Here is a 14,903-nt window from a genome sequence, read left to right as displayed (position 1 = left end):
CTGTTGCATCCGCCCGCTACGTCTATAACAACGTCGGGCGCGGCCCGAACAGTGAAGCAGAGCCTCTCCATGATGAAACGCCTCAGCACCACCCAGATTGATTTCCAGCCCCAGTTGGCTGATTTGCTGGCCTTCGAGACGGCCCAGAATCCGCAGGTGGACGCTGATGTCGCGGCCATACTGCAGGCGGTCCGGCAGCGTGGCGATGCCGCCCTGCTGGAGTACACCCGTCGCTTTGATGGCCTGGAGGCCGCGGATATGGCTGCGTTGACGCTGCAGCCGGCCGAGTTGTTGGCCGCCTACCAGCGTCTGGCACCCGTCCAGCGAGAGGCGCTGGAGGCGGCTGCCGACAGGGTGCGGCGCTATCACCAGCGGCAGCTACAGGCCAGCTGGCAGTACACCGAGGAGGACGGTACCGTGCTGGGCCAGGCGGTGACCCCGCTGGACCGGGTTGGCCTCTATGTGCCCGGCGGCAAGGCCAGCTATCCCTCGTCGGTGCTGATGAATGCCATTCCCGCCAAGGTGGCCGGGGTGGCCGAAATCATCATGGTGGTGCCCACCCCCAGGGGCGAGCGTAACGACCTGGTGCTGGCCGCGGCGCATATTGCCGGGGTGGACCGGGTATACACCCTGGGCGGTGCCCAGGCGGTGGCAGCATTGGCCTATGGTACGGCGACCATACCGCAGGTCGACAAGATCACCGGGCCGGGCAACCAGTATGTGGCTGCCGCCAAGCGGGCGGTGTTCGGTGTGGTGGGCATCGATATGGTGGCCGGGCCGTCCGAGATACTGGTGATCTGCGACGGCCAGACCGACCCTGACTGGGTGGCCATGGATCTGTTCAGCCAGGCCGAGCATGACGAAATAGCCCAGAGCATCCTGCTGTGCCCTGACGCGGCCTACCTGACGCAGGTGGCCGAGAGCATGGCGCGCCTGCTGCCGGGCATGCCGAGGCAGGACATCATCCGCGCCAGCCTGGCCAACCGGGGGGCCTTGATACAGGTGCGCGACCTGGCCGAGGCGGCCGAGATTGCCAATCAGATTGCGCCTGAGCACCTGGAATTGTCGGTGGCCGACCCCTGGGCGCTGCAGGCGCAGATACGCCATGCCGGGGCCATCTTTCTGGGCCGCTATGCGTCGGAAGCGCTGGGCGACTACTGCGCCGGCCCCAACCATGTGCTGCCGACCTCGCGCACGGCGCGGTTTGCCAGCCCCCTGGGCGTTTACGATTTCCAGAAGCGCAGCAGCCTGATCTATGTGTCGGCAGCCGGGGCGCAGACGCTGGGGCGGATTGCCAGTACCCTGGCCCATGGCGAGGGGCTGCAGGCGCACGCCCTGTCGGCGGAATACCGCTTGCAGGAGGGCTGCTGATGACTTCGGCCCTGGATTATGTCCGCCCCGAGATTGCGGCGCTGTCGGCCTACCATGTGGCCGATGCCACTGGCTTGATCAAGCTCGATGCCATGGAGAATCCCTTTGGCCTGCCGCCCGATCTGCAGGCCGAGCTCGGCCGGCGCCTGGCCGTGGCGGCGCTCAACCGCTATCCCGATCCGCATGGTGGTGGGTTGAAGGCGCGCCTGCGCGAGGCGTTTGCCATTCCGGCAACGGCTGGTGTGCTGCTGGGCAATGGCTCGGACGAAATCATTACCTTGATCTGCCAGGCGCTGGCCCGGCCAGGCGCCAAGCTGTTGGCGGCCGAGCCGTCCTTTGTGATGTATCGCATGAACGCGGTATTCAGCCGGTTGGATTATGTGGGCGTACCCCTGCGGCCGGATTTTGCGCTGGATCTGCCCGCCATGCTGGCCGCCATGGCCCTGCATCAGCCTGCCGTGGTGTTCCTGTCCTACCCCAACAACCCGACCGGGCCGCGCTATGCCCGCGCCGAGGTGGAGGCGATCCTGGCGCAGGCGCCAGGGCTGGTGGTGGTGGATGAGGCCTATACTGCCTTTGCCGATGACAGCCTGATGGCCCTGGCCGGTGAGCATCCGCGCCTGTTGGTGATGCGTACGCTGTCCAAGCTGGGCTTGGCCGGTATACGGCTGGGCTATGCGGCGGCCCAGCCACAGTGGATAGACCAACTGGACAAGGTGAGGCCACCGTATAACGTGAATGTGCTGACCCAGGTGGCGGCCATGTTTGCCCTGGAGCACAAGGCGGTGTTCGATCAGCAGGCGCTGTTGCTGCGGCAGGAGCGGGCCAGGCTGGCCGAGGGGCTGGCTGGCATGGCCGGGGTGACGGTGTTTCCCTCCGAAGCCAACTTCGTGCTGGCGCGGGTGCCTGATGCGCCGCGTTGCTTTGCGGCGCTCAAGGCGGCCGGCATACTGATCAAGAACCTGCATGGCGCCCATCCGCTGCTGCAGCACTGCCTGCGTTTTACCGTGGGTACCCCGGACGAGAACAGCCGGGTATTGTCCAGCCTGCCGGCGTGCCTGTAGCGCGTGCCAGCTATCTGCGCGGGCAAGCTTGCCACTTTTCCTCCTGCCTGGAACCCTTCAGAGCCTTAGTCATGAGAACAGCTACCGTCAGCCGCAACACCCTGGAAACCCAGATTACCGTGACCCTGAACCTTGATGGCACGGGCCAGAGCCGTTTTGATACCGGCGTGCCGTTTCTTGAGCACATGCTGGACCAGGTGGCACGCCATGGTCTGGTGGATCTCGATATCGTGGCGCGGGGTGACCTGCATATCGATGCCCACCATACGGTCGAGGATATCGGCATTACCGTGGGCCAGGCCCTGGCCAAGGCCCTGGGTGACAAGAAGGGCATACGCCGCTACGGCCATGCCTATGTGCCGCTGGACGAGGCCTTGAGCAGGGTGGTGATAGACCTGTCGGGCAGGCCGGGGTTGGACTATGGGGTGGAGTACACGCGCGCCAGCATAGGCCAGTTCGATGTGGACCTGTTCAGCGAGTTCTTCCATGGCTTCGTCAACCACGGCATGGTGACCCTGCATATCGACAACCTGAAGGGCAAGAACGCCCATCACCAGGCCGAGACCATCTTCAAGGCCTTTGGCCGTGCCTTGCGCATGGCGGTAGAGGTGGATGAGCGGGCGGCGGGCAGTATGCCCTCGACCAAGGGAACGCTGACCGCCTGAGGCGGTTGGCATTGCGTGAGAGCATGTCGATGAAGATAGCCGTGATTGATTACGGTATGGGTAATCTGCGCTCGGTGACCCATGCGCTGGAGCATGTGGCACCGGAGGCGACAATACAGCTGAGCAGTGATCCGGCGGTGATTGCCGCAGCCGACAAGATTGTGTTTCCCGGCCAGGGGGCCATGCGCGACTGCATGCGTGAGCTGCTGGCCCGCGATCTGCGCCCGACTGTGTTGGCGGCCGCAGCCAGCAAGCCTTTTCTGGGGATATGCGTGGGGGCGCAACTGTTGTTCGAGTTGAGCGAGGAGGGCGGCAACACGCCGGCGCTGGGCTTGTTCCCCGGGCAGGTCAGGCGTTTTGAGGCCGAGCGCATGGTGGCCGCCGACGGCAGCAGGCTGAAGGTGCCGCACATGGGCTGGAACGAGGTATGGCAAACCCGGCCGCATCCCTTGTGGGAGGGTATTGCAGACGGGTCGCGCTTCTATTTTGTCCACAGCTACTATATGGATACGCCTGATGCGGCGCTGCCAGTGGGGCGTAGCGACTATCCGTTTCCCTTCACCGTTGCCGTGGCCCGCGCTAATATCTTTGCCACCCAGTTCCACCCCGAGAAAAGCCATGCTGCCGGCCTGCAATTGCTGAAGAATTTCGTAGCCTGGGACGGCACGGTTCAACCTGCTCAATAAGCTGAAGAACATCATGCTCATCATTCCCGCAATCGACCTGAAAGACGGTCAGTGCGTGCGCCTGAAACAAGGCGAAATGGACTCCGCCGACGTCTTTGGCGACCCGGCCGAAATGGCGCAGCGCTGGCTGGATGCGGGTGCCCGCCGCCTGCATCTGGTGGACCTCAACGGGGCCTTTGCCGGCAAACCCAAGAACCTGGAGGCTGTGCGCGCCATCCTGGAGGTGGTGGGTAGCGAGATACCGGTACAGCTGGGTGGGGGCATACGCGACCTGGAGACCATAGAGAAGTATCTGGAGGCCGGTCTGCGCTACGTCATCATTGGTACGGCGGCCGTCAAGACGCCGGGCTTTCTGCATGAGGCTTGCGATGCGTTTCCCGGCTCGGTGATCGTGGGCCTGGATGCCAAGGACGGCAAGGTGGCCATTGATGGCTGGAGCAAGATCACCGGCCATGATGTGGTCGATCTGGCCAAGCGTTTCGAGGATTACGGCGTGGAATCGGTGATCTACACCGACATAGGCCGCGATGGCATGCTCAGTGGCGTGAATATCGAGGCGACGGTCAAGCTGGCTCAGAGCCTGACCATACCGGTCATTGCCTCGGGCGGGCTGACCAATCTGGATGATGTGCAAAAGCTCTGCGCTGTTGAAGGCGAGGGCGTCAGCGGGGTGATTGCCGGCCGCTCCATCTACCAGGGAACGCTGGACTTTGCCGCTGCCCAGCAACTGGCTGACGAGCTGGGTGGCTGAACTGCTTGTCGGGGCGGGGCGGCAGTGCTGGACCTGAGCCGGCTGCCTTGTTCCTTCTCATTCTCTTTTTCGATTTCGCTGCACAGGCCCGCCATGCTCGCCAAACGCATCATTCCCTGTCTGGACGTTACCGATGGCCGCGTGGTCAAGGGCGTGAATTTTGTTGGCCTGCGCGATGCCGGCGACCCGGTGGAGATTGCCCGCCGTTACGACCAGCAGGGCGCCGATGAGCTGACTTTCCTGGATATCACGGCCAGCTCCGATAACCGCGACCTGATACTGCACATCATCGAGGCTGTGGCCGAGCAGGTGTTTATCCCGCTGACGGTCGGTGGCGGTGTGCGCAAGGTCGAGGATGTGCGGCGCCTGCTCAATGCCGGTGCCGACAAAGTGGGTATCAACACCACGGCGGTGACCCGGCCGGAGGTGGTGGAGGAGGCGGCCGGCTATTTTGGCTCGCAAGCCATTGTGGTGGCCATCGACGCCAAGCGGGTCAGCGCACCCGATGCCGCGCCTTGCTGGGAGGTCTATACCCACGGCGGACGCAATGCCACCGGGCTGGATGCGGTGGCGTGGGCGCTGGAGATGCAGCGCCGGGGGGCTGGCGAGATACTGCTGACCAGCATGGATCGCGATGGCACGCGTTCGGGTTTTGACCTGGCGCTGACCCGTGCAGTCAGCGATGCGCTGACCATACCGGTGATAGCCTCCGGTGGTGTGGGCAAGCTGCAGGACCTGGCCGACGGTATCAAGCTGGGCCGTGCCGATGCGGTGCTGGCAGCCAGCATCTTCCATTTTGGCGACCATACCGTGGGAGAAGCTAAGCAGCTGATGCGCCAGCAGGGTATAGAGGTAAGGCTATGAGCAGTTGGCTGGATGAGGTGCGCTGGGATGCCCAGGGCCTGGTGACGGCGATTGCGCAGGATGCGCACAGCCAGCGGATACTGATGGTGGCCTATATGAACCGGGAGTCGCTGCAGCTGACGGCGCAGACCGGTATCGCCCATTATTTTTCCCGCTCGCGCCAGCGGCTGTGGAAAAAAGGCGAGGCATCCGGGCATCTGCAAACCGTCAGCGAGTTACGGCTGGACTGCGATGGCGATGTGATTGTGATGCAGATTGCCCAGGCCGGTGGCATTGCCTGCCATACCGGCCGCGAGAGCTGCTTGTACCGCAAGCTGGTGGATGAGCAGTGGGTGGTGACGGATGCGGTACTGAAAGACCCTGATGCCATCTATGGTGGCCACACCGGCCATTAGCCGGCAGCGTAGCCTGCTCCCAAGAAAGAGCCGGGCTTGCGCTGGATAGGCGCATTTGCAACGACCCGCTGGCGGCTGCGGCTTTTTTTACCGCGCCAGTGTTGCGCGCCATGCGCATACGCGCAGACTTGTCACCCAACTGTCTTTTTCCCCGCCTATAATCGCCCGTCTTGTTGAGCCGCCCATATGATCAACCCCGACATACTCTATCGCATCGCCCAGACCCTGGAAGACCGCAAAGGGACTGACCCGGCGTCTTCCTATACCGCCAAGCTGATGGACAAGGGCCTGGATGCCATCCTGAAGAAGGTGGGCGAGGAGGCGGTGGAGACCGTGATGGCGGCCAAGGATGGCGACCGCCTGCATCTGGTGTACGAGGTGGCCGACCTGTGGTTTCACACCCTGGTGCTGTTGTCGCACCAGGGCCTGGGCCCGAATGATGTGCTGGCTGAATTGGCCCGGCGCGAGGGGATTTCGGGCATAGATGAAAAAAATGCGCGCACGGCGGGCAAGGAGTAGGCAATGAGTGATAACTGCATTTTCTGCAAGATAGCGCAGGGGCAGATACCGTCGAACAAGGTGTACGAGGATGACGATGTGATCGCCTTCCACGATATACACCCTATTGCGAACGTTCACTTCCTGATTGTGCCTAAGCGCCATATCGAATCGCTGTTGACCCTGGTGCCGGATGACCAGGCCTTGCTGGGCAAGGTGCTGGCGCTGGCGCCGCAGCTGGCGCGTGAGCAGGGTCTGGGTGAGGGCTTCCGCACCATGATCAATACGGGCGCCAAGGGCGGTCAATCGGTTTTCCACTTGCATCTGCATGTGTTCGGCGGCGGTGGCAAGGCCGAAACCATGATGGCGCAGCTGGTACAGTAAACAACGCCGTGCTTGAGCACGGCGGCAACGTTGGGAGAGGTAGCAAAATGGGTTCCTTCAGTATATGGCATTGGCTGCTCGTGCTGGTTATCGTGGTGCTGGTATTCGGCACCAAGAAGCTGGGCGGCGTGGGCAAGGATCTGGGTTCGGCCATCAAGGGCTTCAAGGAAGGCATGAAGTCGGATGAGGACAAGCCCAAGATCGCCGAGAAACCTGTGGAAGGCGCCCGGGTGTTCGAGAACGAAGCCAGCAAGGACAAGCGCTAAGCCGTGTTTGATATCAGTTTTGGCGAGCTCTTGGTGGTGGGGGTGGTGGCCCTGGTGGTCATCGGCCCGGAGCGCTTGCCCAAGGTCGCCCGCACGCTGGGCAGCATGGTGGGGCGTTTGCAACGCTATGTGGCCGGCGTGAAGGCCGATATCCAGCGTGAGATAGACCTCGATAGCCTGCGCCAGATCGAAGCCGAGATGAATGAGGCTGGGCGCACGATGCACCAGCAGCTGAATGGCGAGCTGAAAGAGGTGAACCAGGATCTGCAGGGGGTGCTGGGCGAGGCGCGCGATGCTGCGGCGGATCCCCTCGGGCATTCTGCGGCGGATCAGGCTGCGTTGGCGGCCGGCACGCCCGAGGCGCCGCAGTTCGACCTGTTTGCCCCGCCTACCACCACCACGCCGCCGCTTGAGATAGCGCCTATCAGCCCCCTGCCCGAGCCTGCCGCACAGTCCAGCGCTGTGCGTGACCGTCGCTGAGCGACAGGATAGTCATGCAACAAGACCTGCAACCCCTGATCGAGCACCTGATCGAGCTTCGCAGCCGGCTGGTGCGCGCCGTACTGCTGATGGTGGTGGCATTTTGCCTGCTGTTCAATTGGGCTGGCGATCTCTATCACCTGCTCGCCATGCCCATGCTCAAGGCCATGAAGGTGGGCAGCCAGATGATAGCCACCGATGTGACCTCCAGTTTCTTTGTGCCCATGAAGGTGGCGGGCATGGTGGCTTTTCTGCTGACCTTGCCGCATACCCTGTACCAGGCCTGGGCCTTTGTGGCGCCGGGCCTGTACCAGCATGAGAAGCGCTTGATACTGCCCTTGATCGTCTCCAGCCTGGTGCTGTTCCTAGTCGGCATGGCCTTTGCCTATTTCCTGGTGTTCCCCGTGGTGTTCGGTTTTATGACCGGTGTCACACCCGAGGGGGTGGCCATGATGACGGATATCGATAAATACCTGAGCTTTGTGCTGGGTATGTTCCTGGCCTTTGGCGCTACCTTTGAGACACCGGTAATCGTGATGGTGCTGGTGCGCATGGGCATCGTGACCGTGGCCAAGCTGCGCGAGGCCCGGCCCTATGTGATCGTGGGTGCTTTTGTGATTGCGGCCGTGGTGACCCCGCCTGATGTGTTGTCCCAGGTCATGCTGGCGGTGCCGCTGTGGCTGTTGTTCGAGCTGGGTGTGGTGCTGGCCGCCTGGCTGATGGTGCCCAAGCAGGCGGAGAATACCGAGGCTTCGGGCTAGGCTGGCGGGCGAGGCACGGCCGATTTTCCGCGCTGGATTCGCCATGTAAAACACCCCAAGGCCTGGATCTGTGTCCAGGCCTTAGGGTGTTTTGCATCAGGCGGGGGGTCGGCGTCGCTAGCAAAACCCGGCGTAGCGGTTCGGGCTAGGTGCGCGCTGGCGGCGCTTATTCTTCGCCTGGGTCGCTGGCCAGTGGTGGGCGCTTGCCTATCTTGACCTTGTATTCCTGCGGCTTGCCGCCGCGCAGTACCTTGATGCTGGCCTCCTGGCCGGGCTTCTGGTTGGCCACCAGGTTCAGCATGCCGTTGAAGTCATGGATGGCTTCACCGTTGACGGCAATCAGCACATCGCCAGGCTTGACGCCGCCACGGTCGGCCGGGCCGCCTCTTACCACGCCATTGATCAGTACGCCTTCGGTGCCCTCGGCCAGGTTGAAGCTGGCCGCCAGCTCGGGCGTCAGATCCTGGGTGTCCACCCCTATCCAGCCACGGGTGACGGCGCCGTCCTTGATGATCTGTTCCATCACGCTCTTTACCGTGCTGGCGGGAATGGCGAAGCCTATGCCCACGGCGCTGCCGGTTTGCGAATAGATGGCGCTGTTGATGCCCACCAGGTTGCCGGCGTTATCGACCAGCGCGCCGCCAGAGTTGCCGGGATTGATGGCGGCATCGGTCTGGATGAAGTTCTCGAAGGGATTGATGCCCAGATTGGTGCGCCCCAAGGCCGAGACGATGCCCATGGTGACGGTCTGGCCCACGCCAAAGGGGTTGCCTATGGCCAGGACCACGTCGCCGACATTGAGCTTTTCGACCTGGCCGAAGGTGATGGCAGGCAGGTTGGGCAGATCGATCTTGATCACGGCCAGATCGGTTTCAGGGTCGGCGCCCACTACGATGGCGGTGGTGGTGCGGCCGTCCGACAGGGCCACCTGGATTTCGTCGGCCGAGGCCACCACATGGTTGTTGGTGATGATATAGCCCTGTGCCGACACGATGACCCCCGAGCCCAGGCTGGAGGTGCGCTGGCTCTCGCTATTCTCAAAGCGGTCGCCGAAGAAGCGGCGGAACAGCGGGTCGTCCAGCAGCGGGTGGCGCCGTTTCTTGATTTCCTTGCTGGTATAGATGTTTACCACGCTGGGCATGGCATGGCGTACCGCTTCGCGGTAGCTGATATTGCCAGGCAGGTGCACGGGGGCTTCCACCGCGGGTGCTTCGCGCAGCGTGACCACATCGGCCATCTGCTTGGGTATCCAGCCCGGCTTGAGTAGGGTGAGCAAAAACCAGACCGCCAGACCCACGGTGGTGGTTTGTGCGAAAATCAGCCAGAGTTTTTTCATGTGATTTGCGAACGGCGGCCGCTATGTTATTGCGTGAGTTGGAAAATTATACCGGACAACTGCTCCAGCAAGACCGTTACAAAGACTATGCCCCCAATGGCGTGCAAGTCGAGGGGCGTGCCCAAGTGCAGCGCCTGCTGTGTGGCGTGACGGCCAGCGAAGCTTTGATCGATGCTGCCATCGCCTGGGAGGCAGATGCCATCCTGGTGCATCACGGCTATTTCTGGAAAGGCGAGGATGCCCGGGTGGTGGGCAGCAAGCGTCGCCGCCTGGGCAAGCTGCTGCAGCATGATATCAGCCTGCTGGCCTACCATCTGCCGCTGGATGCGCATCCGGAGCTGGGCAACAACGCCAGCCTGGGGGCGTTGCTGGGCCTGGTGGCGGAGGGGCGCTTTGGTGAGCAGGAGCTGGGCTGGCTGGGTGTGCCGCAGCAGGCGTGCAGCCTGGCGGGGTTTGCCCAGCGGGTCGAGGCCAGCCTGGGGAGGCGGCCCCTGGTGATTGGTGAGGGCGACCGGCCGGTGCGGCGGGTGGGGTGGTGTACGGGCGGGGCGCAGGGTTATTTTGCCGGGGCGATTGCGGCGGGTTGCGATGTCTTTCTGACCGGCGAGGCGTCCGAGCATAACTACCATGCTGCGCTGGAGCATGGTGTGGCCTTTGTCGCGGCAGGCCACCATGCCACCGAACGCTACGGCGTGCAGGCGCTGGCGGCCCATCTGGCCGGCCAGTTTGGGCTGGATACCCACTATGTGGAATTGGCCAACCCGATCTGATGCCGCCTAGCCGTGGCGGGCTGTTGCAGGTAGTTGTTTGGGTGTTGCTGTGGCGCCGAAAGCACAGTGCCAGGGGGGCTTTCAATAACCCCATTGCGGCAAAGGCTTATCCAAGCTGGGGGAATCGGTTAAAATCACCTAGTTTAGGTTCTGTTGTGATGTGCTTCTGCCTGAGGCAGATGACAACAGAGCCTAAGAGCCGCTGACAAAACCCTCCCGGTGTTGTGGCGCAAGCTTGCCGTACCCCAGGTACAGCCGACGCTTGCGCGCATGGCCGGTGTTGCTGTGCTGGGTCTTGTCGGTTGCTCTCAGTGCCGTCGGTCTCGGTAAGCAGACCTGCTGCCGGCATCCTGGGTTTACACATTTCAAAAAAGTCAGAAAGTCAGGGACTGGGTATGACGAATCAAGTGGACAACAGCAAGCGGCGCTTCCTGACGCTCGCGACCGGCGCCGTGGGTGGCGTCGCCGTGGTCGGGGTCGCCACGCCCTTTATTGCCAGCTTCTTCCCGTCTGAGCGTGCCAAGGCTGCCGGTGCGCCGGTAGAGGTGGACATCAGCAAGCTCGAGCCAGGCCAGAAGATAGACGTCGAGTGGCGCGGCAAGCCGGTGTGGGTCGTGAACCGCACCAAGGAAATGGTGGATAGCCTTGCCAAGATCGAAAGCAAGCTGACCGACCCCGACTCGAACGGCAGCGATCAGCCGGAGTACGCCAAGAACAAGACGCGTGCCCGTGCCGACAAGGCCAATATACTGGTGGCCCTGGGGGTGTGTACCCACCTCGGCTGCTCGCCGACTTTCCGTCCCGATCTGGCCCCGGCTGATCTCGGTGCGGACTGGATGGGTGGTTTCTACTGCCCTTGCCACGGCTCCAAGTTCGACCTGGCAGGCCGCGTTTATTCCGGCGTGCCCGCTCCCAAGAACCTCGACATACCGCCCTACAAGTACCTGAATGATGCGGTGTTGCTGGTCGGCGAAGACAAATAAGAGGGAAGGCCTGAAATGAGCAAGCTGCAAGCCCTGACGAATACCGTGGTGAACTGGGTGGATGACCGGTTCCCGGTGACGGCATCATGGAAAGCGCATATGTCCGAGTACTATGCGCCCAAGAACTTCAACTTCTGGTACTACTTCGGTTCGCTGGCCCTGTTGGTGCTGGTGATACAGATCGTCACCGGTATCTTCCTGACGATGAACTACAAGCCGGATGGGTCGCTGATTCCCGGCACCAATGTGTCGGTCGCCTTCAATTCGGTCGAATACATCATGCGTGACGTGGCGGGTGGCTGGATCATCCGCTACATGCACTCCACCGGCGCCTCCATGTTCTTCGTGGTGGTGTATCTGCACATGTTCCGCGGTCTGGTCTATGGCTCCTACAAGCAGCCACGCGAACTGATCTGGATCTTCGGCATGCTGATCTTCCTGTGCCTGATGGCCGAAGCCTTCCTGGGCTATCTGCTGCCATGGGGCCAGATGTCGTTCTGGGGTGCGCAGGTGATCGTCAACCTGTTTGCTTCCATCCCGGTGATCGGGCCTGACCTGTCGGTGTGGATACGGGGTGACTTCGTGGTGTCCGATGCGACCCTGAACCGCTTCTTTGCCCTGCACGTGATTGCCGTGCCGCTGGTCCTGCTGGGCTTGGTGGTGGCTCACCTGGTAGCGCTGCACGAAGTGGGTTCGAACAACCCCGATGGCGTCGAAATCAAGAAGAACAAGGATCCCAAGACCGGCATTCCGCTGGATGGCATCCCCATGCACCCCTACTACACCATCAAGGATATCTTTGGTGTGGCGGTGTTCCTGGTGATCTTCAGCTATGTGGTGTTCTTTGCGCCGGAGATGGGCGGCTTCTTCCTGGAGCACCCGAACTTCGATCCGGCTGACCCGCTGAAGACCCCGCCGCATATTGCACCGGTCTGGTACTTCACGCCTTACTACGCCATCCTGCGCGCCATTCCGTCCTTCCTGGGTACCCAGGTATGGGGTGTGATAGGCATGGGTGCGGCTGTGGTGATCATTGCCTTCTTGCCCTGGCTGGATCGCAGCCCGGTCAAGTCCATCCGCTATCGTGGCAAGAAGTTCAAGACGGCCCTGGTGCTGTTCCTGATCTCCTTTATCGGCCTGGGTATCCTGGGTGCCAAGGCACCGACTGAGCTGCGCACCATCCTGTCGCAGATCTTCAGTGTCATCTACTTCGGCTTCTTCCTGGCCATGCCGTTCTATACCAAGAACGACCCAGGCACCGAGCCGGTGCCGGCACGCGTTACCGAAACCAATACCTCGCGCCAGCTGGCATTCCTGATGTACGTGGGTATCGCCATCCTTGGTTCGTTTGTGTTCGCCAAGCTGGTTTGATCGAGGGAGACGAATAAGATGAAAAACAAGATTGCCCGGATTATCGCCGCCTGTGCCTTGCTGGCCCCGCTGACCGCCCTGGCGGCCTCTGGCGGTGTCGCGCTGGACAAGGTTGAGCTGCGTGTCGCCAATGCCGAATCGGTTCAGCGCGGCGCCAAGGTGTTCGTGAACTACTGCTTGTCGTGCCATGGCGCCAGCTCCATGCGCTACAACCGCCTGACCGACCTGGGGTTGAGCGAGCAGCAGATCAAGGACAACCTGATGTTCGCCACCGACAAGGTGGGCGACCCGATGCGCGTGGCCATGCAGGCCAAGGACGGCAAGGCCTGGTTTGGCGCCACCCCGCCCGACCTGACCCTGATTGCCCGCTCGCGTGGTGCCGATTGGCTCTACACCTATCTGCGCAGCTTCTACCGCGACAGCAGCCGTCCCACTGGCTGGAACAACGCGGTGTTCGACAAGGTTGGCATGCCGCATGTGCTGTGGCAGCTGCAGGGCGACCTGGAACTGCGTACCGTCGAGGGCAAGGCCGAGGCCAAGGGCCCGGTGGCCCGCTCCTGGGAGACGGTGGAGCATGTGAACGGCAAGGATAAGATCACCACCCACCAGCTGGTGCTGACCAAAGCGGGCGAACTGACCCGCCTGGAAGACGGCAAGGCCAATATGCTCGACTTTGACGAGCGTATGACCGACCTGACCAACTACATGGTGTGGATGAGCGAACCGGCCCAGGTGAAGCGCGAGAGCATAGGCTACAGCGTGCTGCTGTTCCTGATCTTCCTGTTGGTGCCCATGACCTATATCCTGAAGCGCGAGTACTGGAGCGACCTGCACTAAGCCTGCCCCGCAGCTGTGTGGTCCTGCAGTCGGAAACGGGAGGTGATTCCTCCCGTTTTCTTTTTTGAATCAGTTGCTTATGTTGCTTTTCTGGCTATTTGCCTAGGCAAAATGCTAAACTCGATCGTTTACGACTATTGCCGTTGATGGAGATCCCCCGCTTATGATGACCCTGTACTCCGGCACTTCCTGCCCTTTCAGCCACCGCTGCCGTATTGTCCTGTTCGAAAAGGGCATGGACTTCCAGATCGTTGACGTGGACATACACAACAAGCCGGAAGACCTGGCCGTGATGAACCCGTACAACGAAGTGCCTGTGCTGGTCGAGCGCGACCTGTGCCTGTACGAATCCAACATCATCAACGAATACATTGATGAGCGCTTCCCGCATCCGCAGCTGATGCCGGCCGACCCCATCATGCGCGGCCGTGCCCGCCTGATGCTGTTCAACTTCGAGCGCGAACTGTTCGTGCATGTGCGCACCCTGGAGAACAGCGCGTCCAGCAAGAAGGACCTGGAGAAGGCCCGCACCACCATCCGTGACAACCTGGGCCAGATCGCGCCGCTGTTTGCCAAGCAGAAGTTCATGCTGGGCGAAGAGTTCTCCATGCTGGACGTGGCGATTGCGCCCCTGCTGTGGCGTCTGGAGCACTACGGCGTGGAAGTGTCCAAGCCGATGGCACCCATCCTCAAGTACGCCGAGCGTCTGTTCGGCCGTCAGGCGTTTATCGATTCGATGACGCCTAACGAAAAAGCCATGCGCAAATGATGTAAGGCGTGATGGGCCCGACCGGCCATGCCGTGTCGGGCCTGTTGCCTTGTACCGACTCCTTCCTTCTCCTACGCGAAGCGCATGAAACCAGTTCCGATCAAGCCTTACCTGATGCGCGCCATCCACGAATGGTGCTCCGACCATGGCTACACGCCTTATCTGGTGGTCGCCGTACGCGGCAAGATGCAGGTGCCCATGGAGTTCGTGAAGAATGGTGAGATCACCCTCAATGTGAGCTATAACGCCACCCGCAATATGCAGCTGGGTGACGATTATGTGCACTTCTCGGCACGCTTCAATGGCGTGTCCCGCGACATCGCCGTGCCCATAGGCGCCGTGGTATCCCTGTTTGCCCGCGAGACGGGCGAGGGCATGGCCTGGGAGCCGGAGTTCGCCGAAGCAGGTGAGGAGGAGCACGGCGAGGAACGCGTCAGCGCCTTGCGGCCGGTGTCGCCCAGCGTGCCGGAAGCCGTGGTGCTGAAGGAGGATGCCAAGGAGGCACCGCCGGCCGATGATGAAGAACCGCCACCCGCTGCGCCGCCTGCAGGGCGTGGGCATCTGCGCGTGGTGAAGTAGGCCTTTGAACAGGCTTTTACTGCTGCGCATCCAAAAAAACACGCCGATGGCGTGTTTTTTTGCTTTATCGGTC

At 61.9% G+C, this 14,903-nt stretch carries 19 protein-coding genes; 18 read left to right on the top strand and 1 reads right to left on the bottom strand.

From position 1 onward, the window contains the following. The first annotated feature begins 72 nt into the window (after nt 1-72). From hisD to tatC, 12 genes are all read left to right on the top strand, one after another. On the top strand, nt 73-1,371 hold the full coding sequence (gene hisD / locus QWZ03_RS14655) for a histidinol dehydrogenase (RefSeq protein WP_308446993.1): 1,299 nt from the start codon (nt 73-75) through the stop codon (nt 1,369-1,371). Beyond that, the gene (gene hisC, locus QWZ03_RS14650) at nt 1,371-2,435 is read left to right on the top strand and encodes a histidinol-phosphate transaminase (RefSeq protein WP_290333404.1); all 1,065 of its coding nucleotides are present in this window, start codon (nt 1,371-1,373) and stop codon (nt 2,433-2,435) included. The genes hisD and hisC overlap by 1 nt, the downstream gene beginning before the upstream one ends. Before the next feature lie 71 nt (nt 2,436-2,506). Continuing rightward, on the top strand, nt 2,507-3,100 hold the full coding sequence (gene hisB / locus QWZ03_RS14645; protein ID WP_284195027.1) for an imidazoleglycerol-phosphate dehydratase HisB: 594 nt from the start codon (nt 2,507-2,509) through the stop codon (nt 3,098-3,100). A 29-nt stretch (nt 3,101-3,129) separates the two neighbouring features. Next, entirely contained in the window at nt 3,130-3,786 is a 657-nt protein-coding gene (hisH, locus tag QWZ03_RS14640; RefSeq protein WP_308447585.1) for an imidazole glycerol phosphate synthase subunit HisH, read from the top strand. Between the two features lie 13 nt (nt 3,787-3,799). Beyond that, nucleotides 3,800-4,537 carry a 1-(5-phosphoribosyl)-5-[(5-phosphoribosylamino)methylideneamino]imidazole-4-carboxamide isomerase gene (hisA, locus tag QWZ03_RS14635; RefSeq protein ID WP_284195025.1) on the top strand — a complete coding sequence of 246 codons (738 nt, stop codon included), beginning with the start codon at nt 3,800-3,802 and terminating at the stop codon, nt 4,535-4,537. 93 nt (nt 4,538-4,630) lie between these two features. Continuing rightward, nucleotides 4,631-5,401: an imidazole glycerol phosphate synthase subunit HisF gene (gene hisF, locus QWZ03_RS14630; protein WP_290333401.1), complete on the top strand. Its 771-nt coding sequence runs from the start codon at nt 4,631-4,633 to the stop codon at nt 5,399-5,401. Continuing rightward, nucleotides 5,398-5,796 (top strand): phosphoribosyl-AMP cyclohydrolase, encoded by a 399-nt coding sequence (gene hisI, locus QWZ03_RS14625; RefSeq protein WP_284195023.1) that lies wholly within the window; start codon nt 5,398-5,400, stop codon nt 5,794-5,796. The genes hisF and hisI overlap by 4 nt, the downstream gene beginning before the upstream one ends. Before the next feature lie 186 nt (nt 5,797-5,982). Beyond that, the gene (locus tag QWZ03_RS14620; protein ID WP_284195022.1) at nt 5,983-6,315 is read left to right on the top strand and encodes a phosphoribosyl-ATP diphosphatase; all 333 of its coding nucleotides are present in this window, start codon (nt 5,983-5,985) and stop codon (nt 6,313-6,315) included. A 3-nt stretch (nt 6,316-6,318) separates the two neighbouring features. Then, entirely contained in the window at nt 6,319-6,678 is a 360-nt protein-coding gene (locus QWZ03_RS14615) for a histidine triad nucleotide-binding protein (protein WP_284195021.1), read from the top strand. Nucleotides 6,679-6,725: 47 nt separating this feature from the next. Then, the gene (gene tatA / locus QWZ03_RS14610; RefSeq protein WP_290333399.1) at nt 6,726-6,944 is read left to right on the top strand and encodes a Sec-independent protein translocase subunit TatA; all 219 of its coding nucleotides are present in this window, start codon (nt 6,726-6,728) and stop codon (nt 6,942-6,944) included. Nucleotides 6,945-6,947: 3 nt separating this feature from the next. Next, entirely contained in the window at nt 6,948-7,424 is a 477-nt protein-coding gene (gene tatB, locus QWZ03_RS14605; RefSeq protein WP_290333398.1) for a Sec-independent protein translocase protein TatB, read from the top strand. Between the two features lie 14 nt (nt 7,425-7,438). Next, a complete protein-coding gene (gene tatC / locus QWZ03_RS14600; protein WP_290333397.1) occupies nt 7,439-8,185 on the top strand; it encodes a twin-arginine translocase subunit TatC in 747 nt (248 codons plus the stop codon). A gap of 166 nt (nt 8,186-8,351) precedes the next feature. On the opposite strand, the gene QWZ03_RS14595 is transcribed toward tatC, so the two are convergent. Continuing rightward, nucleotides 8,352-9,521 (bottom strand): Do family serine endopeptidase, encoded by a 1,170-nt coding sequence (locus QWZ03_RS14595; RefSeq protein ID WP_290333396.1) that lies wholly within the window; start codon nt 9,519-9,521, stop codon nt 8,352-8,354. Between the two features lie 23 nt (nt 9,522-9,544). Between QWZ03_RS14595 and QWZ03_RS14590 the strand changes: the two genes are divergently transcribed. The 6 genes from QWZ03_RS14590 (at nt 9,545) to QWZ03_RS14565 (ending at nt 14,830) form a co-directional block, all read left to right on the top strand. After that, complete coding sequence (locus tag QWZ03_RS14590; protein WP_290333395.1) at nt 9,545-10,291, top strand: Nif3-like dinuclear metal center hexameric protein; 747 nt, start codon at nt 9,545-9,547, stop codon at nt 10,289-10,291. Between the two features lie 395 nt (nt 10,292-10,686). Further along, the gene (gene petA / locus QWZ03_RS14585; RefSeq protein ID WP_284195015.1) at nt 10,687-11,274 is read left to right on the top strand and encodes a ubiquinol-cytochrome c reductase iron-sulfur subunit; all 588 of its coding nucleotides are present in this window, start codon (nt 10,687-10,689) and stop codon (nt 11,272-11,274) included. A gap of 15 nt (nt 11,275-11,289) precedes the next feature. Beyond that, nucleotides 11,290-12,645, top strand: a complete 1,356-nt coding sequence (locus tag QWZ03_RS14580; protein WP_308447571.1) for a cytochrome b — start codon at nt 11,290-11,292, stop codon at nt 12,643-12,645. An 18-nt stretch (nt 12,646-12,663) separates the two neighbouring features. Continuing rightward, the gene (locus QWZ03_RS14575) at nt 12,664-13,482 is read left to right on the top strand and encodes a cytochrome c1 (protein WP_290333394.1); all 819 of its coding nucleotides are present in this window, start codon (nt 12,664-12,666) and stop codon (nt 13,480-13,482) included. Nucleotides 13,483-13,645: 163 nt separating this feature from the next. Beyond that, on the top strand, nt 13,646-14,251 hold the full coding sequence (locus QWZ03_RS14570) for a glutathione S-transferase N-terminal domain-containing protein (protein WP_284195012.1): 606 nt from the start codon (nt 13,646-13,648) through the stop codon (nt 14,249-14,251). 84 nt (nt 14,252-14,335) lie between these two features. After that, on the top strand, nt 14,336-14,830 hold the full coding sequence (locus QWZ03_RS14565) for a ClpXP protease specificity-enhancing factor (RefSeq protein WP_284195011.1): 495 nt from the start codon (nt 14,336-14,338) through the stop codon (nt 14,828-14,830). Nucleotides 14,831-14,903 lie beyond the last annotated feature (73 nt).

It is taken from the genome of Chitinimonas viridis, assembly GCF_030409555.1.
In the GTDB taxonomy this organism is placed as follows: Bacteria; Pseudomonadota; Gammaproteobacteria; order Burkholderiales; family Chitinimonadaceae; genus Chitinimonas; species Chitinimonas viridis.
This window is presented reverse-complemented; position numbering and strand designations above follow the sequence as displayed.